The sequence below is a fragment of the Zhouia amylolytica genome (assembly GCF_900116365.1).
In the GTDB taxonomy this organism is placed as follows: Bacteria; Bacteroidota; Bacteroidia; order Flavobacteriales; family Flavobacteriaceae; genus Zhouia; species Zhouia amylolytica.
On record NZ_FPAG01000003.1, the window covers coordinates 54,725 to 76,773 of the forward strand.

A 22,049-nucleotide genomic window follows, 5' to 3' on the forward strand; every position below is an offset into this window, starting at 1 on the left:
AATAATACGTTTCTTTGCATTTCAAAAGTTCAACGACTTACTGAGAAATGTTATCAAGAAAGGTGGAGGGATTAGACCCAAAGAAACCTTAGCAACCCTTTGACTTGTCAGAGAAGGTGCTGCATTCTACCTCAAATTACAACTTGAGGATAGATAACAATAAGAATTTTCTTTTGTGATTTTCTACACCTTTCTTTTTAACCTTTTTCGAAGTCAATAAAATATAATTGACCTTGGATAATAATTTATTACAACTTCAGATAAATAATTTTACGACCGAAAGTGGATCAAGTCAAGAGTTGACTTTGTCATATCAAATATTTGGTCAGCCATTGCATACTGCTCCTGTGGTGTTAGTAAATCATGCGCTTACAGGAAACTCTAATGTTTCCGGAAAAACGGGGTGGTGGAAAGAATTAATAGGAGAAGGTAAATGTATAGATACTAATGAGTATACCCTGCTTTCATTTAACATTCCGGGTAATGGATACGATGGATTTACGATAGATGAATATAAGGATTTCGTGGCACGGGATATCGCGAAGATCTTCTTGTCTGGTCTTGAGATTTTAGGAATTGAAAAACTTTATGCACTCATCGGAGGTTCGCTTGGAGGAGGAATCGCATGGGAAATGGCTGTTTTAAATCCAGATATAACGGAGCACCTAATCCCGGTGGCGAGTGACTGGAAATCTACGGATTGGCTGATCGCGAATTGTCAAATACAAGAACGTATACTGCTTAATTCTAAAGATCCGGTGCATGATGCAAGAATGCATGCAATGTTGTGCTATCGAACCCCGGAATCATTCAAAGAGCGTTTTCATAGAACAACTAATGATGAATTGCAGGTTTTTAATGTAGAAAGTTGGTTAATGCATCATGGGAAAAAGTTACAGGAAAGATTTCAGGTGTCAGCATATCTTTTGATGAATCAACTTTTAAAAACAATAGATGTTTCAAGAGGAAGAAAAGAGTTGTATCATATTTTGGAAACAATCAAAGCGAATATCCATATTATAGGGGTCGATTCAGATCAGTTTTTTACTCCTGAGGAGAATAGAGAAACCTACAAACACTTAGCTCAGGCGAAACCAAATGTTGTATATAGTGAGATCCATTCTTTACATGGTCATGACGCTTTTCTAATTGAGCATGAGCAATTGGAAGAAATATTAAGTCCGGTTTTTCAAAAAGGTAAGAAAAGTAATGGGATAAAAGTGCTGAAATTTGGTGGTAAATCATTGGCTAATGGAGAGGGGATCAATAATGTCTTAAATATATTAGAATCCAAAATTCAAAATAATGACCGTATTGCAGTGGTGGTTTCAGCTAGAGGTAGCGCCACCGACGATTTGGAAAATATTTTGAATCGAGCAGCTCAAAATACCGATTATAAGCATCTTCTGGAGGCATTCAAAGCGTATCAAAAGGCAGATTATACTGTAGATTTTAGTAAAGAATTTTCAGAATTAGAAAAGGTCTTTGAAGGAGTAAGATTGTTAGGTGATTATAGTGATAAAATTAAAGATCATGTGCTTTCTCAGGGAGAATTATTATCAGCAAAACTCATTACACATCTTTTAAGTGAAAAGGGGATTAAAGCTGTTTTTACGGATAGCCGTGATCTAATAAAAACAGACAATAAGTTTGGTAACGCTCAACCAATACATAATGTGTCAAAAGAAAATGTAGTAGATTATTTTTCGAAGAATGGTAATTCAATACATATTGTAACAGGATTTATTGGGAGTACGTTAAACAATGAAACGACAACGTTGGGGAGAAATGGCAGTAATTATTCTGCTTCCTTAATAGCCAATTTTTTAAATGCAGATGAACTGCAAAATTATACCCATGTAGACGGTATTTTTACGGCGAATCCAGATATGGTTAAAAATGCTGAGCAAATAGAGCAGCTTTCCTATAATGAAGCGAATGAACTGGCAAATTTTGGTGCAAACATCTTGCACGCCAAAACGATCATTCCATTGATAGAAAAAAATATCCCACTGAGAATATTAAATACCTTCAATAAAAATAGTAAAGGAACTTTAATAACAGCAACCCCAAGTCAAAAAGGTATTAAATCACTTTCAGTTTTAGATAATGTTGCATTATTGAATCTGGAGGGTAGAGGTCTTTTAGGGAAGTCTGGTGTTGATGCAAGGATTTTCAAGGCATTGGGAGATGCAGGAATTAGCGTAAGTATAATTGCTCAAGGCTCGTCTGAAAGAGGCATAGGTCTGGTGATAAACACGGAAAAGGCAGAGGCTGCCAAAAATGCGCTGGAGAGAGAATTTGAAATAGATTTTCACTCGAATGATGTTAGTAAAATATCCTACACGGATGAAGTAGCAGTGATTTCTATTGTTGGACAGGATCTGAGTACTTTTCATAAGCCGTATAATACCTTGATTAAAAATAACATTGTTCCTATTTTATTTAATAACACTGTTACAGGTAAAAATGTGAGTCTTGTAGTAAGTCAAAATGATTTGCACAAAGCTATCAATGTGATGCATGGTGAAATCTTTGGTATATCCAAGAAAGTAAATATCGCTGTATTTGGTCATGGTACCGTAGGAGGAACATTGATAGATCAGGTATTAGCATCTAAAGCTTCTATCGAAGAAAGAAAAAATGTGAACTTAAACATTTTTGCAGTTGCAAATTCTCGAAAAGTTTTGTTTGCAGAAGAAGGAGTTGATGAAAATTGGGAAACAGCCTTGAAACTATCTGAGGTTCCATCGAGCGTTGATGCGATAGTCGATTTTGCCAGAGAACACCACTTAGAGAACCTAATAGCTGTTGATAATACTGCAAATAAGGATTTTGTGGGGCATTATATTGAGTTGGTAGAAAATGGTTTCGACCTGGTATCATCCAATAAAATTGCCAATACTTTAGGGTATGAGTTTTATAAGGAATTAAGAGTAAAATTAGACGAAAGACAAAAGCAGTATTTGTATGAGACAAATGTTGGAGCAGGACTTCCTTTAATTGATACCATACGAATTTTACATTTATCAGGAGAAAATATTACGCGTATAAGAGGCGTGTTCTCAGGAACTTTAAGTTTCTTGTTTAATACTTTTTCTTCTAAAGATAAACCGTTTAGCGAAGTATTAAAACAAGCGATTGATAGTGGTTTTACAGAACCGGACCCTAGAGAAGATCTTAATGGAAATGACGTGGGTAGGAAATTATTAATACTTGCCAGAGAACTTGATTTGCAAAACGAGTTTACCGATGTAAATATCCAAAATTTAGTTCCTGAAGAAATAAGAGAGGGAGGAGTTGAAGATTTCCTGGGGAATTTAAATGCTTTTGATGCTCCTTATAAAAGTATTAAAGAAAGCCAAAAAGAAGGACATGTGCTTCGATATGTAGGTGACCTGCATGGTGATCTACAGCAAGATAAAGGAGTGCTCGATGTAAAATTAACATCCGTCCCTGCAAATAGTGCTTTGGGGCAGGTGAGTGGAGCAGATTCTATTTTTGAAATTTATACAGAATCATATGGAGACCGACCTATCGTTATTCAGGGAGCAGGTGCAGGAGCCGCTGTTACAGCCCGAGGAGTGTTTGGCGATATTTTAAAACTAACCGAAAAAAATAACTCATGAGTAAGAATCATTTTGAAACAGATGCAGTAAGAACACAGCTTAATAGATCTGAATTTTTAGAGCACTCAGTGCCAATGTACGTAACTTCAAGCTTTGTTTTTGAAGATGCAGAAGATATGAGGGCTTCTTTTTCTGAAGAAAAGCAAAGAAACATTTATAGTCGTTTCACCAATCCAAATACCTCTGAGTTCGTAGAGAAGATTTGTAAGATGGAAGGAGCGGAGGCGGGTTATGCATTTGCTACGGGAATGGCTGCTGTTTTTTCTACGTTCGCTGCATTGTTGGATAGTGGTGATCATATAGTTTCTGCACGTTCGGTATTTGGTTCAACCCATACCTTGTTTACTAAATACCTTCCAAAATGGAATATAGAAACATCCTATTTTAAGGTTAATGAGCCTGATAAAATAGAAAGCTTGATTAAACCAAATACAAAGATTCTTTTCGCTGAGTCACCAACAAATCCTGCGGTTGATGTTCTTGATCTTGAGTATTTGGGTGAAATAGCTAAAAAACACAATCTAATATTAGTAATCGATAACTGTTTTGCTACGCCATACTTACAACAACCAATTGAGTTTGGTGCAGATATCGTTATACACTCGGCTACCAAGCTTATTGACGGACAGGGTAGAGTGCTTGGAGGAGTTGCCGTGGGGCGTCAGGACTTAATTCGTGAAATTTATCTTTTTAGTAGAAACACAGGACCGGCCATGTCTCCTTTTAATGCATGGGTCCTGTCAAAGAGTTTGGAAACACTGGCAGTACGTGTAGAAAAGCATTGCCAGAATGCAGTTAAACTGGCGGAATTCTTGGATAAACATGATAAAGTAAACTTTGTTAAGTATCCATTTCTTAAATCACATCCGCAGTATGAGGTTGCCAGGAAACAAATGAAGCTTGGAGGGAATATTGTAGCCTTTGAAATAAAAGGAGGAATTGAAGCCGGACGTAAATTTTTAAATAATATAAAAATGTGTTCGCTCTCTGCTAACCTTGGAGATACCAGAACGATTGTAACGCACCCTGCCTCAACAACGCATAGTAAGTTGAGTGAGGATGACAGAATGGAAGTCGGTATATCTGATGGTTTGGTGCGTGTTTCAGTTGGTTTGGAACATGTTGATGATGTTATAAAAGACATTTCACAGGCCCTAAGTAGTTAAATATCCAAAAAAAAGTATGCTTATCTCAAAAAAAGGTATACTTTTGCCAATAAATCTATTAACCTATAGACTAAGTAGAGTATTATGCAGAGCTTTAGAACTGAGATAGAAAACCCAATAGTGGAGAAGGATATAATCGAATTAGAAAAGAAGATTCGATTGTTTAAAGAAGGAAAAGTTGATGAAGAACGTTTCCGTAGTTTAAGATTAGCACGTGGTGTTTACGGGCAAAGACAGGAAGGGGTTCAAATGATTCGTATTAAGCTACCTTATGGAAAGGTTACAGGAGATCAGTTGCATAGAATTGCTGATGTTTCAGATGAATATTCCACAGGTCGACTGCATATAACCACACGTCAGGATATTCAAATCCATTATGTGAGTTTAGATAGAACTCCTGAACTATGGGCTGATTTAGAAAAGAGTGATGTAACTTTAAGAGAGGCATGTGGTAATACTGTCCGTAACGTAACTGCAAGTGAAGCGGCTGGTATTGATACAGATGAACCATTTGATGTATCCCCCTATGCACATGCTGTATTCCAGTTTTTCTTAAGGAATCCGGTTTGCCAGGAAATGGGACGTAAGTTTAAAATGAGTTTTTCTTCTTCTGATAAAGACACGGCATTAAGCTATATTCATGACCTTGGGTTTATTCCTAAATTGAAAGATGGAGTAAGAGGTTTTAAAGTTTTATTAGGTGGAGGATTAGGTTCTCAGCCACGTCATGCTGATGTCATTTACGATTTTATAGAAGTTGAGCAGATTGTTCCTCTGATAGAAAGTGTTTTAAGAATTTTTGATCGCCATGGAGAAAGAGCAAGAAGGATGAAGGCGAGAATGAAATTTCTTATAAAAGATATAGGGTTGGAAAGTTTTCTTCAATTAGTGGATGAAGAAAGGAAAGCCTTAGCATATCAATCCTATCCAATTGAAACTTCAGGTTTTGACTTGGATCTTTCAAAGGTTGGATTGAAGGTGCCAAATGTAAACATTGCAGATGTTGCGCCATATGAAGAATGGTTAAAAACTAATGTGATTCCTCAAAAGCAAGAAGGGTTTTATGCTATAGGAGTCAAGGTTAAATTAGGAGATTTCTATACCGATAAGGCAAGAAAGTTAGCTGATTTGGTAAAAGAATACGCAGGGGATGAAATCAGATTAACATTGCGACAGGATATTCTAATCCGTCATGTTCGGAAAGAATTACTGCCTTTCTTCTACTCTGAGCTACAAGAGCTGGGATTTACAGAGTTGGGTTATAATTCTACATTAGATATAACCGCTTGCCCCGGAACGGATACCTGTAATTTGGGAATTGCCAGTAGTACCGGTATAGCAGTTGAGTTAGAGCGTGTATTAAAAGATGAATATCCTGAATATGTAAACAATCAGGATGTAACGATTAAGATTAGTGGGTGTATGAATGCCTGTGGTCAGCACAATATGGCTCATATCGGATTTCAAGGAATGTCGATTAAGGCTAATAAACTAGTCGCTCCGGCTTTACAGATTTTGTTAGGTGGAGGAGTTCTTGGAGATGGTAAAGGACGTTTTGCTGATAAAGTAATTAAAGTTCCATCTAAGAGAGGTCCGGATGCATTGAGATTTATACTCGATAATTATAAGTCGAACGCTGAAGAAAATGAAGATTTCCTTAAGTATTACGATCGTCAAGGTGAAAAATATTTTTATGAGCTGTTAAAGCCATTATCTGATACAACCAATCTTACTGAAGATGATTTTATTGATTGGGGGCACGATGAGGAATATGTGAAAGCAGTTGGAGTAGGAGAATGTGCCGGAGTGGTTATCGATTTGGTTGCAACACTTTTATTTGAAAGTGAAGAAAAAAATAATAGCGCAGAAGAATCCTTAGCACAAGGGCGATGGGCAGATAGTATTTATCACGCCTATACAGCAATAGTTAATACTGCTAAAGCACTTTTAGTTGCGGAAGGTTTAAATACCAATTCTCAGGCAAGTATAATAAAACAGTTTGATGAAGTTTTTGTGGAAACAGGAAAGTTTGCTATTGATGGCTCATTTTCAGGATTGGCATATCAAATCAAGGAAAATGAACCAACACAACACTTTGCAGAATCATATTTAAAAGATTCAAAAGCATTTTATCATAAAGCAGATCAATTTAGAAAACATGAAGTGGAATCATAAAGTGCCAAAATTAACAGTAGTTGGGGCAGGACCAGGAGATGCAGATTTGATTACTTTAAAAGGAATTAAAGCGTTACAAAGTGCAGACGTGGTGTTATACGATGCTCTGGTGAATAAAGAATTGTTAGATCATGCACCACATGCAGAGCAAATATTTGTGGGTAAACGAAAAGGATGTTATACATACGGGCAAGATCAAATAAATGAGTTGATAGTAGCAAGAGGACATTCTCACGGACACGTGGTTCGTCTTAAAGGAGGAGATCCATTTGTTTTTGGACGTGGAGCTGAAGAAATGGAATATGCCGCCCTACATGGGTTGATTACCGAATTTGTACCTGGTATTTCGTCTTCTTTAGCGGTGCCAGGCTATCAAAATGTACCCCTGACCAAAAGAGGGAGTTCAGAAAGTTTTTGGGTAATTACCGGTACGACTAAAGATCATAAAATATCTGGAGATGTAGAGCTCGCTGCAAAATCAACTGCAACGGTGGTAATCCTTATGGGAATGGGGAAGCTGGCAGAAATTGTAAAGGTTTTTAAACAAGAGGGTAAACATGAGTTGCCAGTAGCTATTATTCAAAACGGAACAACCCCAGAAGAAAAGGTAGGTGTTGGTACTGTAAATACAATTGAAACCATTGTTAAAGATCAAAATTTGGCAAATCCGGCAATTATTGTTCTGGGTTCTGTGGTAAATCACCGTGAACAAATTTTATCCTTACAAGAGAAAATTAATATAGAATCGTCGTTTGTAGCGGCATCGTAAATCTGAGAATTATGGAAAGAAATGAATTGTATCCGGTTTTTCTTAAAGTGAACGCCTTGAACACCTTGATCGTGGGCGGTGGAAATGTAGCCTTAGAAAAATTAACTTTCATGCTAAAATCTAGCCCAAATGCTCAGATTACAATGGTTGCGCCAATATTCAGGCCGGATATTATTGCGCTTTCAGAAAAACATGGAATCAGGATTATAGAAGATGTTTATGACGCTAAATACTTGATAGGTAATCATGTCGTGATTGCGACCACCGATGATATTGATGTAAATGTTCAGGTGTATTACGATTGTAAGGAACGCAGCATTTTAGTGAATGTAGCAGATAATCCGCCTTATTGTGACTTCTATATGGGAGGTATTGTAACCAAAGGAAATGTCAAAATAGCGATTTCAACAAATGGTCAATCCCCCACAACGGCAAAAAGATTACGCCAGTTTTTTGAAGATGTAATTCCTGATGATGTTGACCAATTAGTTCAAAACCTTAACAGGTATCGGGATACCTTAAAAGGAAACTTTGAAGAGAAAGTAAAACAATTAAATGAAGTCACTAAAAGTTTAGTGTCAAGAAAAAAAATAAAAACTCAATTATAAAAATAAGCCAGAAATGATTAAAACAGATATACTAATTATAGGCGCGGGACCAACAGGATTATTTACCGTATTTGAGGCAGGATTATTAAAGTTGAAATGTCACTTAATTGATGCATTACCACAACCAGGAGGCCAATGCGCAGAGATATACCCAAAAAAGCCAATTTATGATATTCCCGCTTTTCCAGAGATTTTGGCGGGAGATTTAGTAACGAATCTTCTGGAGCAAATCAAGCCATTTGAGCCAACGTATACCCTTGGTGAACGTGCTGACACAATTGATAAATTAGACGACGGAACTTTTATTGTTACCACCAATAAAGGAACTAAGCATCATGCTCCGGTAGTGGTAATTGCGGGAGGTTTAGGGTCTTTTGAGCCTAGAAAGCCCCAGCTTGATAATATAGCAGACTTTGAAGATAAAGGAGTGGCATACATTATAAAAGACCCGGAAGTTTACAGAGATAAAAAGGTGCTAATTGCCGGAGGAGGAGATTCTGCTCTTGATTGGTCTATATTCCTTGCCGATGTAGCTTCAGAGGTGTATTTGGTGCATAGAAGAAATGAATTTAGAGGAGCTTTAGATTCCGTTGAAAAAGTTGGAGAACTTTCTAAAAGAGGAAAAATAGAAGTTATCACAGAAGCTGAGGTTACGAAATTACATGGGGATGATCAATTAGAAGCGGTGACCGTTAAGCATAAATCAAATGGTGAATCGCATATTGCCGTAGATAACTTTATTCCTTTATTCGGGCTATCACCTAAACTAGGACCAATTGCCAATTGGGGATTAGAGATAGAAAAGAATGCTATTAAAGTAGATAATGCGTATGATTATGCAACGAACATTCCTGGAATTTATGCCGTAGGCGATGTTAACACCTACCCGGGAAAATTAAAATTAATATTATCAGGTTTCCATGAGGCAGCTATTATGTGTCAGAGTGCCTACCAGCGAATTTTTCCCGATAAGCGCTACGTGATGAAATATACCACTGTTGGAGGCGTTAAAGGATTCGATGGTTCAGTCAAAGAAGCCAAAAAAGAAGTAGTGAAAAGTATTGTTTAATCCACCTTTGTTTTAAATACTTGATCCGGGCGTCAATTTGTGAAATAACACTTAAAGGCGTTCGGATTTCTTTTTCTTATATGCGGAGGTTTGCAGAAAAAACAAATGTGTGTATCTTTGCACCCAAAGTTCATTAAAATGATGTTGTTATCAAGAAAGGTGAAGGGATTAGACCCGTTGAAACCTTAGCAACCCTCTATCCAAGTAGAGAAGGTGCTACGTTCTACCCATATGTTTGAAGATTCATACAGGGGAAAGATAACCAAGCAAATTCTTCGAATTAAGCTTACCTTTCTTTTAACAATCACTATAATAACTTAAAAATGCTGTTTTAATCTGAAAAATGATTAAAAACACGCTGTATTAAAGAAAAAAGGAAGCTTAAAATAGCTGGCGATGAGAGATATTAGAAAAGAACTCGAAAAAAGAATATTGGTAATGGATGGTGCTATGGGTACAATGCTCCAGCAATATAAATTTACCGAAGAAGATTTTCGAGGAGAACGATTTAAAGACTTTGCCTATCCGGTTCAGGGAAACAATGATTTGTTATCATTAACCCAACCTAAGGCGATTGCAGAGGTACATGCGGCTTATTTCGAAGTTGGAGCGGACATTGTAGAAACCAATACATTCTCATCTACAACCATAGCCATGGCAGATTATCATATGGAAGATCTGGCTTATGAACTAAATTTTGAGTCAGCTAGGATAGCCAAAGAGGTTGCAGAGGAGTTTACCCGTAAAAATCCTGAAAAGCCAAGATTTGTAGCAGGTGCTATGGGGCCTACTAATAAAACGGCAAGCATGTCACCGGATGTAAACGATCCCGGTTTTCGTGCTATTACTTTCGATCAGCTACGAATAGCTTATAAAGAACAAGCTGAAGGATTAATAGAAGGAGGATCCGATGTGTTATTGATAGAAACTGTTTTTGATACTTTAAATGCAAAAGCAGCGTTGTTTGCGATTGAAGAGGTAAAGGAAGCCAAAGGAGTAGATATACCAATTATGGTAAGTGGAACGATAACAGATGCTTCCGGAAGAACCCTATCTGGACAAACACCTGAAGCTTTTTTAGTATCAATCTCTCATATCCCACTGTTAAGTGTTGGTTTTAACTGTGCTTTGGGAGCAGATCAATTACTACCGTATGTTAAACAACTAGCACAAAATACACCATTTTATATTTCAGCTTACCCAAATGCCGGGCTACCCAACCATTTTGGAGAGTATGACCAAACAGCTGAAGAGATGCAAGCATTGATTAAAACCTATCTCGATGAGCACGTTGTGAACATTATTGGTGGGTGTTGTGGGACTACTCCCGATCATATCAAATTAATAGCAGACGCAGTAAAAGAATATAAACCTCGTAAAATAGCTGAATTAGTTTAATGGAGGCAAGCGAAAAGAGATATTTGAAACTTTCAGGACTGGAACCCTTAGTGGTTACTCCAGAAAGTAACTTTATAAATGTAGGAGAACGAACCAATGTAACAGGTTCGAGACGTTTTCTTCGTTTAATTAAAGAAGAGAAGTACGATGAAGCTTTGGAAGTGGCCCGATCTCAAGTAGAAGGAGGTGCCCAAATAGTAGATGTAAATATGGATGAAGGAATGTTGGATGGTGTTTATGCCATGACCACATTTCTGAATTTAATGGCTGCAGAACCAGATATCGCAAGAGTGCCCGTAATGATCGATAGTTCAAAATGGGAAATTATTGAGGCGGGACTAAAAGTGGTTCAGGGAAAAAGTATCGTAAACTCTATTAGCTTAAAGGAAGGAGAAGAAGAGTTTATACAAAGAGCCAAACAAATTAAAAGATACGGGGCCGCAGTAATTGTTATGGCGTTTGATGAGGTAGGACAAGCAGATACCTACGAAAGACGTATCGAAATATGTAAACGGTCGTATGATGTCCTGGTCGAAAAGGTTAACTTTCCGCCGGAAGATATCATTTTCGATCCTAATATTTTTCCTGTAGCTACAGGAATGGATGAACACCGAAAAAATGCCATTGATTTTTTTAGAGCTACTAAATGGATTCGTGAAAATTTACCGCATGCCCACGTTAGCGGAGGGGTTAGTAATGTGTCCTTTTCATTTAGAGGGAATAATGCAGTTCGGGAAGCTATGCATTCTGCATTTCTATATCATGCCATAAAAAATGGAATGGATATGGGGATTGTAAATCCACAAATGCTGGAGGTTTATGACGATATTCCTGAAGACCTGTTAGAGCGTGTTGAAGATGTTTTACTCGATAGAAGGGATGATGCTACCGAACGGTTAATGGCCTTCGCTGAAACCGTTAAAGGAAATGGTAAAGTAGCTGAAAAACAAAATCAGGAATGGCGTGATGGAGCCCTGCAAGACAGGATTACCCATGCGCTTGTTAAGGGTATTGATGAATTTATCGAAATAGATGTTGAAGAAGCCCGACAAAATGTAAACAGACCTATTGAAGTTATTGAAGGCCATTTGATGAATGGTATGAACGTCGTGGGAGATCTTTTTGGAAGTGGGAAAATGTTTTTGCCACAGGTGGTTAAATCAGCCAGAGTGATGAAGAAAGCTGTGGCTTATTTGTTGCCATATATAGAAGCCCAAAAAGATGGTAATTCACGTTCAGCCGGAAAAGTTTTAATGGCTACAGTGAAAGGAGATGTTCATGATATCGGAAAAAATATAGTGAGTGTAGTATTAGGATGTAACAATTATGAAGTTGTTGATCTGGGAGTAATGGTTCCACCAGAGAAAATCATTCAGACCGCTATTGATGAAAATGTAGATATTATAGGGCTTAGCGGATTAATAACCCCTTCTCTGGATGAGATGGTCTATCTGGCAAAAGAGCTAGAGAAACAAAATATTAGCATACCAATTATGATTGGTGGAGCTACCACCTCTCGTGCACATACCGCGGTTAAAATAGCTCCGGAATACTCGAAAACGGTTGTTCATGTTAATGACGCATCCAGAGCGGTAACCGTCGCAGGGAATTTAGTAAATCCTAGACTGTTGGCACCATATGCTGTGTCAGTTAGAGCGGAATATGATAAATTAAGAGAAGGCTTTTTAAATAGATCTAAAAAGAAAACCTTTTTAGCCATAAATGACGCCAGAAAAAATAAGTATAAAGTTGACTGGGAAAAATATACCCCCAATAAACCCAACTTTACAGGGGTGAAAACCATTGAGGTTTCTATAGATGAATTAGAAAATTACATTGATTGGACTCCTTTTTTCCGTTCTTGGGATTTACACGGTAAATATCCTGCAATCCTGGAGGATGGAGTGGTTGGAGAACAAGCCCGTTCATTGTTCACTGATGCTAAAGAAATGTTCGCTAAAATCAAATCAGAAAAATGGTTGAAGGCAACGGGAGTGCTGGGAATCTTTCCCGCCAATCAGATAAATGATGATGACATTGAAATTTATAATGAAAATGGAAATGTTATTGGAAAGTTTCTAACTCTTAGACAACAATCGCAAAAAACAAAGGGAGCTCCGAACATTGCATTGGCAGACTTTATTGCGCCTAAAGATTCAGGTAAAACAGATTATGTTGGGGCTTTTTGTGTTACTACAGGGTTTGGAGTCGATGAAATTGCCAAAAAATATGAGGAAGCTTTAGATGATTATAGCTCTATAATGATAAAAGCATTGGCCGACCGATGCGCCGAAGCTTTTGCAGAGTATCTTCATGAAAGAGTTAGAAAGGAAATTTGGGGATATGATGCAGGTGAAGAATTGTCGAATGAAGAACTTATTAAAGAATCCTATGCAGGGATTCGTCCTGCTCCTGGTTATCCGGCTTGTCCCGATCACCTGGAGAAAAAGACTATCTGGGAATTGCTGGATGTAGAAAAGAATACTGGGGTTATCTTAACAGATAGTTTGGCTATGTGGCCCGCCTCTTCGGTGTCAGGTTATTATTTTGCGAATCCGGAAAGTAAATATTTTGGTTTAGGAAAAATTAAGCAGGATCAGGTCGAAGATTATGCCGAACGAAGAGATATAAGTATTGAAGAAGCAAACAAATGGCTGAATCCAAATATAGCAGATTAGAAATGGAATCAAGATTTATCGAACTTAGCTTAGGAAGTCATATCATTGTTCATGGCTATGATCAGTTAAATAAAGAAATAACTGAGAATGTGGAAACTGAAGTGTTTTCAAAAAAATTAGTGGCAATATCCAGAATTAAGTCGGTAAGTGAAAAATATATTTTAACAGATTACCTTGGAGGCAGATGGATTTATTGGGAGTACGAAGAAGATTTTGAAGAGGTAAAGAAACTATTATTGCAAAAATGAAAGTTACAGAACACATAGAAAGAGCGAACGGAAAAACGCTTTTTTCATTCGAAATTATTCCCCCTCAGAAAGGGAGTAACATCAACGAATTGTATAAAAATATTGATCCCCTTATGGAGTTCAATCCTCCCTTTATAGATGTTACTACTTCCAGAGAGGAATTTGTTTATATAGATAAAGGAGATGGACTGTTAGATCGTAAAATAACCAGAAGACGACCGGGAACCCTGGGTATCTGTGCTGCGATTAAGCATAAATATGAGGTTGACACGATACCTCATTTATTATGTGGGGGGTTTACAAAAGAGGAAACAGAATACATGCTGATAGACTGCCAGTATCTGGGAATAAAAAATGTAATGGCGCTAAGAGGAGATGCAATGAAACATCAGCGTTATTTCGAACCTACCGCCGGAGGACATCCTTATGCTGTCGATTTAGTGCATCAGATTCACAATTTGAGGTGCGGTCAGTATCTTCACGAAACCCTGGAAGAAGGAGACAGAGCAAATTTTTGTGTCGGAGTTGCCGGGTATCCGGAGAAACATTTAGAAGCTCCGTCAATGGATTTTGACCTCAAAAAACTTAAAGAAAAAGTAGACGCAGGTGCAGATTATGTAGTAACCCAGATGTTTTTTGACAATCAAAAGTTCTTTGAGTTTTTAGAGCGGGCTAAAGATTATGGAATCAATGTGCCTATTATTCCCGGACTTAAACCAATCGCTGTAAAACGTCATTTACAACTATTACCGCAGGTATTTAAAATAGACTTGCCAGATGCGCTTATTGAAGCCGTAGATAGTTGCAAAAGCAACAAAGAGGTTCGTCAGGTCGGTATCGAATGGGCCATTCAACAATCTCGAGAATTAAAAGAAGCAGGGGTGCCTGTGCTTCATTATTATTCTATGGGTAAATCCGATAATATAAAAGCAATCGCAGAAGCTGTTTTTTAATTTAAGTCAGGGCAAAAATAATTATATCAAAGAAGTAGCGTTATCTCTGCTATGAAAGTTTTTCTTACCAAGAAAATAAAATTATTTTTGCCTCTGATTTTTAGACATGCATAAAAAAATAGTAATACTTCTTCTGTTATTTATCTCAGCCCTTAATGCTCAGGATCGTGAGCAAGAGGCTTCATTCATAGATGTAAATTACTTTACAGGGAATATAGCCCTTCATAATACCGATATCCAGCACTTAATAACAGGACATCCTGAAGGCTTTATTGTAGGATGGAACAAAAAGACCTTCGGTGAAAAAAACTGGGAACAGCACTATAACTATCCGGATTACGGAATCTCTTATTCATATCAGGATTTTAAAAATGAAAATTTGGGTCAGAGCCATGGATTGTATGCACACTATAATTTCTATTTCCTGAACCGAAATTTTATGATCCGCGTAGGACAAGGTCTGGCCTATGCCACGGATCCTTATGATAAAGAAGAAAACTTCAGAAATGTAGCCTTTGGCTCCAGGATATTGAGCAGCACTTATTTAATGCTTAATTATAAAAAAGAACGCATTTTTGATAATGTCGGACTCCAGGTAGGAGCCTCATTACTTCATCATTCAAACGCGAACATTAAGGCGCCTAATACCAGCGTAAACTCCATAGCTTTTAATGTGGGGTTAAATTATAGACTCGATAATAATTCACCTCGTTTAATTGACGATAATTTAAGTAATAAGTTTAAAGAGCGTGTGCGTGTAAATTTTGTGTTTCGAACAGGACTCAATGAAAGCGATCAGGTGCATAGTGGTCAGTTTCCGTTTTATGTATTTTCAGTATATGCCGATAAAAGACTGAACCGTAAAAGCGCTATTCAACTGGGAACCGACGTTTTTTATTCTAATTTTCTAAAACAATATATAAGATATAGGGCAGCAGCCTCTCCGCATTGGGGAATAACCGAAGACGATGATTATAAAAGAGCAGGAGTGTTTATCGGTCATGAGCTGTTTATTAATAAGATTTCAGTGCTAACCCAATTCGGTTACTATACCTACTATCCTGTTGAATTCGAAGGACGTTTGTATCAAAGAGTTGGGCTAAAATATTATCTTGGCAAAAAAATATTTGGGGCACTTACCTTAAAAACCCATGCTGCAAAAGCTGAAGCTCTGGAGTTTGGACTTGGTTATAGATTTTAATGTATTGGCTGTATGAAGAGACTTTTCGTAATTTGTTTACTATTATTGATTTCATGTAATAATGAAAATGCTTCTGATTGTTTTCAAACAGCAGGTACGCTGGTAAAAGAAATTAGAGAAGTTCCTGTTTTTGATAAAATATTGGTTCTGGAGGGAGTGACTCTTGTGATTAAAATGGGAGATGAACATAAAGTTGAGGTCGAATCTGGCAAGAACCTGATCAATGATATTAATGTTCATGTTGACGAGGGTAAATTGATACTGGCAGATCATAACTCGTGCAATTATGTAAGAGATTATGATAAAACGAAAATTTATGTGACCGTACCGGATCTAAAAGAAATCAGAAATGCAAGCCAGTTCACCGTTTATTCTGATGGAGTATGGGAGTTCTCAAATTTATTGTTGATATCAGAGCAGTACAGTACAGGAAATTATCAATCTGTTGGTGATTTTGATATCGATATTAATATGGAAACACTCAGATTAAATTTTTCCAATCTTTCCAACTGTTATGCAAGAGGTCATGTTCAGAATCTCGAATTGAGATACACGGCAGGAAACGGCAGATTTGAGGGGGCTGAGCTTATTGCAGAAAATGTTTCTGTTTACCATAGAGGAACGAACGATGTGCTTGTTAATCCTGTCCAAAGTTTAAAAGGACAAATCATCAGTTATGGCGATGTCAGGTCTTTTAATAAACCTCCGATTGTCGAAGTAGAGGAAGTTTTTAAAGGACGACTTATTTTCGAAGATTAGACCAGGAATCGATTGGCGATAAAATATCAGCTTCAAATTCAAGGTGAAGGGGTCAGGGTTTTTTATATACTTCAAGCTGATTTTGAAGGAAGCCATCCCAAGGGCTGTTTTTAATGGAGGCAAAGACTAATGTTAAATACTCTAGGCCCGGTGCAAAGGCATAGATAAGCCATAGATAAAGCATAGATAAGGCATGGTTAAAGTATATTCAGAACCTATTTGATAGTATGTGGTAGTTGAAAACTCTAAATCCGGATTGATTGAAAACGATATTCAGCCCGATCAGTAGAATAAGTACTTGTAATCAATTCCCTGATCAAAATAATTCTACCAGAAATTACTTTTAAAACTATCGAAGATTATACTCCAATGATTTGTTCCCTCAATGAATAGATGATGGCTAAAACATCCTTTTTAGTCGGTTCATCAATGTTGTGTTTTTCAAGAGCACCCATAATATCATCCATTACGGCTAAATATTCACCTTTGCTAATATTCATACCTTTATGAGCTTTTAACATATCCATGCCCTTGTAATCAATATTTCCACCAGCACCTGCGGCAAAAAAATCGATTAAGTGTTGACGGACTTGTTTAAAGTGATTGGGATCTTCAAGTAGTGGCGTAAACCTTGATTTTACAGTTGGATTCGTCATGTGCGCATCAACAGCGTCATCAACGATAGCTTCAATGCCTTTGAGTTCTCCTAAACGATGATAAAGAGAGTTTTTGTTTGCTGATTCCATAAGATTGATTGGTTTTTAAGGTTATAATGGAAACACAGCATAAACCCTGGCTAAGTATGAAAGGTAGTATTCTAATTTCTACTCCTAAAAATACAAAAAATAAGATTATACTCTTTATTTTTAAGAGGTTAGTTCTTTGAATAACGTTTCCAAGCTTCTGTGTTTATGGTTTAATTGAAGGGTTTTTAAACCATTATCATGCGCAAAATCAAATACTACAGAACGCATGTCTCGATCTGATTTGAAATGAAGCTCATACGAAAAGCCGGCAATGTTATGAACATGTGTAATATTAGGTAATTCTTTGAGTAAAACTTCCTCCACCCGGTAATCAAACTCAACAAATATAATTTGTTGCTTGTCGTCATTTAACTGGGCTAGATTTTTATCTGCAACGATCTGTCCTTTATTAATAACGATTACCCGATCACATATCGCCTCCACCTCTTGCATGATATGTGTAGAGAGTAAAACAGTTTTATCCTTTCCTGCACTTTTTATGAGTTCGCGAATTTCAACCAGTTGATTAGGGTCAAGTCCGGTAGTCGGTTCATCCAATATTAAAACTTCGGGGTTGTGCAACATGGCTGTAGCTAATCCCACTCTTTGTCGATACCCCTTAGAAAGCTGATCTATTTTTTTATGCGCTTCAGGAGTTAATCCGGTTAGAGAAATGATCTCATCAATACGATCTTTATTAACCTTGTAAATATCCGCATTGAAAGCAAGATATTCTTTAACATACATATCGAGATAAAGAGGATTGTGCTCAGGTAGATACCCTATACTTTTTTGAACCTTCTTTGTATCCTTATTAATATCGTATCCGTTTATTGAAGCTTCACCTTTGCTTGGTTTTAAGTAGGTGGTAAGGATCTTCATCATTGTTGACTTTCCAGCACCATTCGGACCTAGAAATCCAACGATCTCTCCTTTGTTGATGGTAAAGGAAACCTCATTAAGCGCTTTTTGCTCTCCGTACGTTTTGGTAATATTAGATACAACTATTGACATAATTTTGTTTTGCTCAAAAATAATAAAATAGACCAGTTCAATAAACGAAGTCTTTTATTCTTTAGTCTTTTATTCGAAGCAATTCTTTGGCTAATGATATCATTTTTTCTTCACCAGTATGTTTATTTGGTTCGTCAGAAAGCTTTACCGTTGGAATCCATTCGTTATCATTAGTAAGCACATCAGTAAGTTTAATGACAATATTCATAGGCTTCAGTCCGACATCATTGGTAAGGTTGGTTCCTATACCAAAAGAGATGCCTATTTTACCTTTGCATGAATGAGTAATGGATTCGACCTTTTCAGGATTTAAACTATCCGAAAAGATGATGTATTTGTACATAGGGTTGATACCATGTTTTTTGTAGTGAGCGATTGTTTTTTCTGCAAATTCGACAGGATCTCCACTATCGTGACGGACTCCATCAAACAGTTTGGCGAATTTTGTATCGAACTGTTTAAAGAAAACATCCGTAGTATAAGTGTCAGACAAAGCAACCCCCAAATCACCTCTGTAAACATCTACCCAATGTTCTAAGGAAAGTGCATTGGCCATTTTAAATCCATATTCTGCCGCATGAAACATAAACCATTCATGGGCATGCGTTCCGATTGGTTTTACCTTATAGAGCATAGCCATATGAACATTACTGCTACCTATAAAGCTCTTTCCTTTATAAGTAGATAACGTATGCATCACTTCGCGATGGGTCCGGTATGAGTGTCTCCTACGTGTTCCGAATTCAGCAAAAGTAACCCCTAACTCATTATAGAGCCTGATTTTCTCTAGCGTATTACTGATAACTCTTTCTTTCGGCCATCGTTCTTGCTCTGTTAGCTCATAATATAATTCACAGATTAAAGAAAGTAATGGCACTTCCCATAAAATAGTTCGATACCAATACCCGGAAACATAAACTTCAAGATCTTCACCTGTTTGTTTAATAGTCACTTCCGAGGGATCGAATCGATATCCTTCGAGAAAATCTATATATGCAGGGTTAAAGTAATGACATGTGTCTGTTAGAAATAACTTTTCATCTCTGGTTAGTTGTAATTTAGCCATGTTGTTCACAGCACTCCTCAAGGCATGACCAAATCCTTTTGGAAATTTATGTTCTCCGCGATTTATGAATTTATATTTGGCCTTTACCTCAGGAAAAAGTTTCACAACCGCACATTGCATTGTAAACTTGTAGAAGTCGTTATCTAATATAGAGTTGAAAATAGCGTAATTATTTTCATCAATCATAATAGTAAGTCTTGTAATTTTTCTGAAAGGTAATTGATTAATATTATAAATGGAAGAGGTTTATTAAATAAGTGCCAGCCTGGTCTTGGTAGTATGGTCCCGCAAAATATTCATTTTAAAATTCATGAATATCTGTGATATTTTATTCGAATTTCAAAAAAAAAGTAAGGAAAATATGTTTTTTTCAAAAAAATAAAGGTTAGAGGTTTTATATTTCAAATTAATATTTACATTAGCATCAGATTTAAGACAAACAAATGATTACAACGACTTATAACTGGAACTTTTTTTATTTCTTCTTTTATTTCTTTAAGAGAGGAACGGGACTGTTATAGGTATAAGTGAAAACAATATAATATAAAGTCCCGAGCAATCGGGACTTTTTTTTTACAGAAAATTTAAATGAATAATAAGGTAGCAATACAAGGGATTAAGGGTTCTTTTCACCATTTGGTGGCACAAGAGTATTTTCATGAAGATATTGAAGTTCATGAATGTCTCTCGTTTGATAAATTGGTAGAAAGCCTTTTAGATAAGACTTGTAATATGGCTGTTATGGCTATTGAAAACTCTATAGCGGGTTCCATCATTCCCAACTATGCACTCATCGATGCGAATCAATTGCATGTAATAGGAGAATATTATATCAATATTCATCAAAACCTGATGGCATTGAATGGTCAGAGGATTGAAGATATTACAGAGGTTTATTCACATCCCATGGCATTGTTGCAAACGAAAGAATTTTTTAAACAATATCCTCATATTAAATTAATTGAGGATGCTGATACTGCCGAGGTTGCCCAACGCATTCACGAAAATCAATTAAAAGGTGTTGGTGCGGTAGCCAGCTATGCAGCCGCTAAGCTATATGACTTAAATATATTAGGATCAGAAATACAAACGATCAAGAATAATGCTACGCGCTTTGTAATAGTGCAAACAAAGAATTCGGCTATTCCCGAGGAAGATATAAATAAGGCCTCTTTAAAATTCGAACTGGATCACAAAAGAGGAAGTTTGGCTACCATATTAAATGTGATGAGTGATTGTAGAATGAATTTAACGAAGATACAATCCCTACCAATTATCGAAACTCCTTGGAAGTACTCATTTTTTGTAGATGTTACTTTCGATAAATATTCAGATTTTGTAAAAGCAAAGTCTGTTTTAGAAATAATGGCGGAGCATTTTAAGGTGCTTGGCGAATATAAAAATGCTAGAATATGATTCAGAGTGCAAAAAGACTAGAAACCGTTCAGGAGTACTATTTCTCAAAAAAATTACGAGAAGTAAATGGTCTAATAGCTGAAGGTAAACCAATTATTAACATGGGAATTGGAAGTCCTGACATGGCTCCTGCTAAAGAGGTTTTAGAGGCCTTGACCACCTCATTGACCGATCCCAAAGCGCATCAATATCAAAGCTATGTTGGATTACCTGAATTACGCAAGGCAATAGCTGATTTTTATAAGAGGCATTTTAAAGTTGATGTTGAATATAATACTGAAATTTTGCCCTTATTGGGATCAAAAGAAGGTATTATGCATATTAGCATGGCCTTCTTGAATGAAGGAGATGAAGTGCTGATTCCTAATCCCGGATATCCGACGTACACTTCAGTTACGAAATTGGTGGGTGGAGTGCCAAATTATTACGATCTTAGAGAGGAAAATGATTGGCTTCCGGATATAGAAGCTTTAGAAGCTCAAGATTTATCTAAGGTGAAGTTAATGTGGTTAAATTATCCACATATGCCAACCGGTGCCAAGGGTAATTTAGAAATGTTTAAAGAATTAGTGGCTTTTGCTAAACGCAATGATATTCTTTTGGTAAATGACAATCCCTATAGTTTTGTACTTAATGCCGATCAAATCAGTATTTTAAATATTGAAGGAGCTAAAGAGGTTGCTCTTGAATTGAATTCATTAAGTAAGACCTTTAATATGGCAGGATGGAGAATTGGTTTTGTTTTAGGTAGCCAAGAACATATTCAAGCCGTGATCAAGGTAAAAAGTAATATGGATAGTGGTATGTTTTATAGTTTACAAAAAGGAGCTGTTAAAGCATTAGAGCTATCAAATGGTTGGTATGATAGAATTAACGAACAATACCAGAAAAGAAGAGAGCTCATCTATGAATTAGCCGATAGGCTGGATTGCGAGTATGACAGAAATGCTGTAGGAATGTTTGTGTGGGCAAAGGTTCCGGATCATGTTGAATCAGTAGAGGCTTTTATAGATGAAGTGCTATACAATCAAAGTATATTTATCACTCCCGGTAGCATTTTTGGTAGCAATGGAGATCGATTTATTCGTTTTTCTTTATGCGTGCCTGAGGATAAAATAAAAGAGGCAATCAATAGGTTTTAGTTTTAAAACCAA

At 36.8% G+C, this 22,049-nt stretch carries 17 protein-coding genes and 2 riboswitches; of the genes, 14 read left to right on the forward strand and 3 right to left on the reverse strand.

Annotated elements, in window-relative coordinates; translation table 11 throughout:
• The first annotated feature begins 47 nt into the window (after positions 1-47).
• Positions 48-160: riboswitch (SAM riboswitch) on the forward strand.
• Positions 161-233: 73 nt separating this feature from the next.
• From thrA to BM361_RS05340, 12 genes are all read left to right on the forward strand, one after another.
• Complete coding sequence (gene thrA / locus BM361_RS05285) at positions 234-3,629, forward strand: bifunctional aspartate kinase/homoserine dehydrogenase I (RefSeq protein ID WP_074977822.1); 3,396 nt, start codon at positions 234-236, stop codon at positions 3,627-3,629.
• Complete coding sequence (locus BM361_RS05290; RefSeq protein ID WP_038266432.1) at positions 3,626-4,795, forward strand: O-succinylhomoserine sulfhydrylase; 1,170 nt, start codon at positions 3,626-3,628, stop codon at positions 4,793-4,795. The genes thrA and BM361_RS05290 overlap by 4 nt, the downstream gene beginning before the upstream one ends.
• 84 nt (positions 4,796-4,879) lie before the next feature.
• A complete protein-coding gene (locus BM361_RS05295; RefSeq protein ID WP_074977462.1) occupies positions 4,880-6,970 on the forward strand; it encodes a HEPN domain-containing protein in 2,091 nt (696 codons plus the stop codon).
• A complete protein-coding gene (cobA, locus tag BM361_RS05300; RefSeq protein ID WP_074977464.1) occupies positions 6,954-7,739 on the forward strand; it encodes a uroporphyrinogen-III C-methyltransferase in 786 nt (261 codons plus the stop codon). Before BM361_RS05295 ends, cobA begins: the two co-directional genes overlap by 17 nt.
• An 11-nt stretch (positions 7,740-7,750) precedes the next feature.
• Positions 7,751-8,347: a precorrin-2 dehydrogenase/sirohydrochlorin ferrochelatase family protein gene (locus BM361_RS05305; RefSeq protein WP_038266423.1), complete on the forward strand. Its 597-nt coding sequence runs from the start codon at positions 7,751-7,753 to the stop codon at positions 8,345-8,347.
• Positions 8,348-8,360: 13 nt separating this feature from the next.
• Complete coding sequence (locus tag BM361_RS05310; RefSeq protein WP_038266421.1) at positions 8,361-9,416, forward strand: NAD(P)/FAD-dependent oxidoreductase; 1,056 nt, start codon at positions 8,361-8,363, stop codon at positions 9,414-9,416.
• Positions 9,417-9,560: 144 nt separating this feature from the next.
• A riboswitch (SAM riboswitch) is annotated at positions 9,561-9,681 on the forward strand.
• A gap of 131 nt (positions 9,682-9,812) precedes the next feature.
• Positions 9,813-10,814 carry a homocysteine S-methyltransferase family protein gene (locus tag BM361_RS05315; RefSeq protein WP_038266418.1) on the forward strand — a complete coding sequence of 334 codons (1,002 nt, stop codon included), beginning with the start codon at positions 9,813-9,815 and terminating at the stop codon, positions 10,812-10,814.
• The gene (gene metH / locus BM361_RS05320; protein WP_074977466.1) at positions 10,814-13,492 is read left to right on the forward strand and encodes a methionine synthase; all 2,679 of its coding nucleotides are present in this window, start codon (positions 10,814-10,816) and stop codon (positions 13,490-13,492) included. Before BM361_RS05315 ends, metH begins: the two co-directional genes overlap by 1 nt.
• A 2-nt stretch (positions 13,493-13,494) precedes the next feature.
• Positions 13,495-13,740, forward strand: a complete 246-nt coding sequence (locus BM361_RS05325) for a hypothetical protein (protein WP_038266573.1) — start codon at positions 13,495-13,497, stop codon at positions 13,738-13,740.
• Positions 13,737-14,693, forward strand: coding sequence for a methylenetetrahydrofolate reductase [NAD(P)H] (gene metF / locus BM361_RS05330; protein WP_074977467.1), 957 nt, complete (start codon positions 13,737-13,739; stop codon positions 14,691-14,693). Before BM361_RS05325 ends, metF begins: the two co-directional genes overlap by 4 nt.
• A 106-nt stretch (positions 14,694-14,799) precedes the next feature.
• Positions 14,800-15,894 carry an acyloxyacyl hydrolase gene (locus BM361_RS05335; RefSeq protein ID WP_038266410.1) on the forward strand — a complete coding sequence of 365 codons (1,095 nt, stop codon included), beginning with the start codon at positions 14,800-14,802 and terminating at the stop codon, positions 15,892-15,894.
• Between the two features lie 12 nt (positions 15,895-15,906).
• Positions 15,907-16,653, forward strand: coding sequence for a head GIN domain-containing protein (locus tag BM361_RS05340; RefSeq protein ID WP_074977469.1), 747 nt, complete (start codon positions 15,907-15,909; stop codon positions 16,651-16,653).
• Positions 16,654-17,012: 359 nt separating this feature from the next.
• Here the strand turns inward: BM361_RS05340 and BM361_RS05345 are convergent, their stop codons facing one another.
• The 3 genes from BM361_RS05345 to pncB all read right to left on the reverse strand — a co-directional run bounded on the left by BM361_RS05345 (position 17,013) and on the right by pncB (position 19,665).
• A complete protein-coding gene (locus tag BM361_RS05345; protein ID WP_038266404.1) occupies positions 17,013-17,399 on the reverse strand; it encodes a group I truncated hemoglobin in 387 nt (128 codons plus the stop codon).
• A 120-nt stretch (positions 17,400-17,519) separates the two neighbouring features.
• Positions 17,520-18,413, reverse strand: a complete 894-nt coding sequence (gldA, locus tag BM361_RS05350) for a gliding motility-associated ABC transporter ATP-binding subunit GldA (RefSeq protein WP_038266402.1) — start codon at positions 18,411-18,413, stop codon at positions 17,520-17,522.
• A gap of 61 nt (positions 18,414-18,474) precedes the next feature.
• Positions 18,475-19,665 (reverse strand): nicotinate phosphoribosyltransferase, encoded by a 1,191-nt coding sequence (gene pncB / locus BM361_RS05355; RefSeq protein ID WP_074977472.1) that lies wholly within the window; start codon positions 19,663-19,665, stop codon positions 18,475-18,477.
• A gap of 402 nt (positions 19,666-20,067) precedes the next feature.
• Here pncB and BM361_RS05360 point away from each other — a divergent pair, with 402 nt between their 5' ends.
• Both BM361_RS05360 and BM361_RS05365 read left to right on the forward strand, forming a co-directional pair.
• Positions 20,068-20,895, forward strand: a complete 828-nt coding sequence (locus tag BM361_RS05360; RefSeq protein ID WP_038266398.1) for a prephenate dehydratase — start codon at positions 20,068-20,070, stop codon at positions 20,893-20,895.
• Entirely contained in the window at positions 20,892-22,037 is a 1,146-nt protein-coding gene (locus tag BM361_RS05365) for a pyridoxal phosphate-dependent aminotransferase (protein WP_074977474.1), read from the forward strand. The genes BM361_RS05360 and BM361_RS05365 overlap by 4 nt, the downstream gene beginning before the upstream one ends.
• The last annotated feature ends 12 nt before the right edge of the window (positions 22,038-22,049 follow it).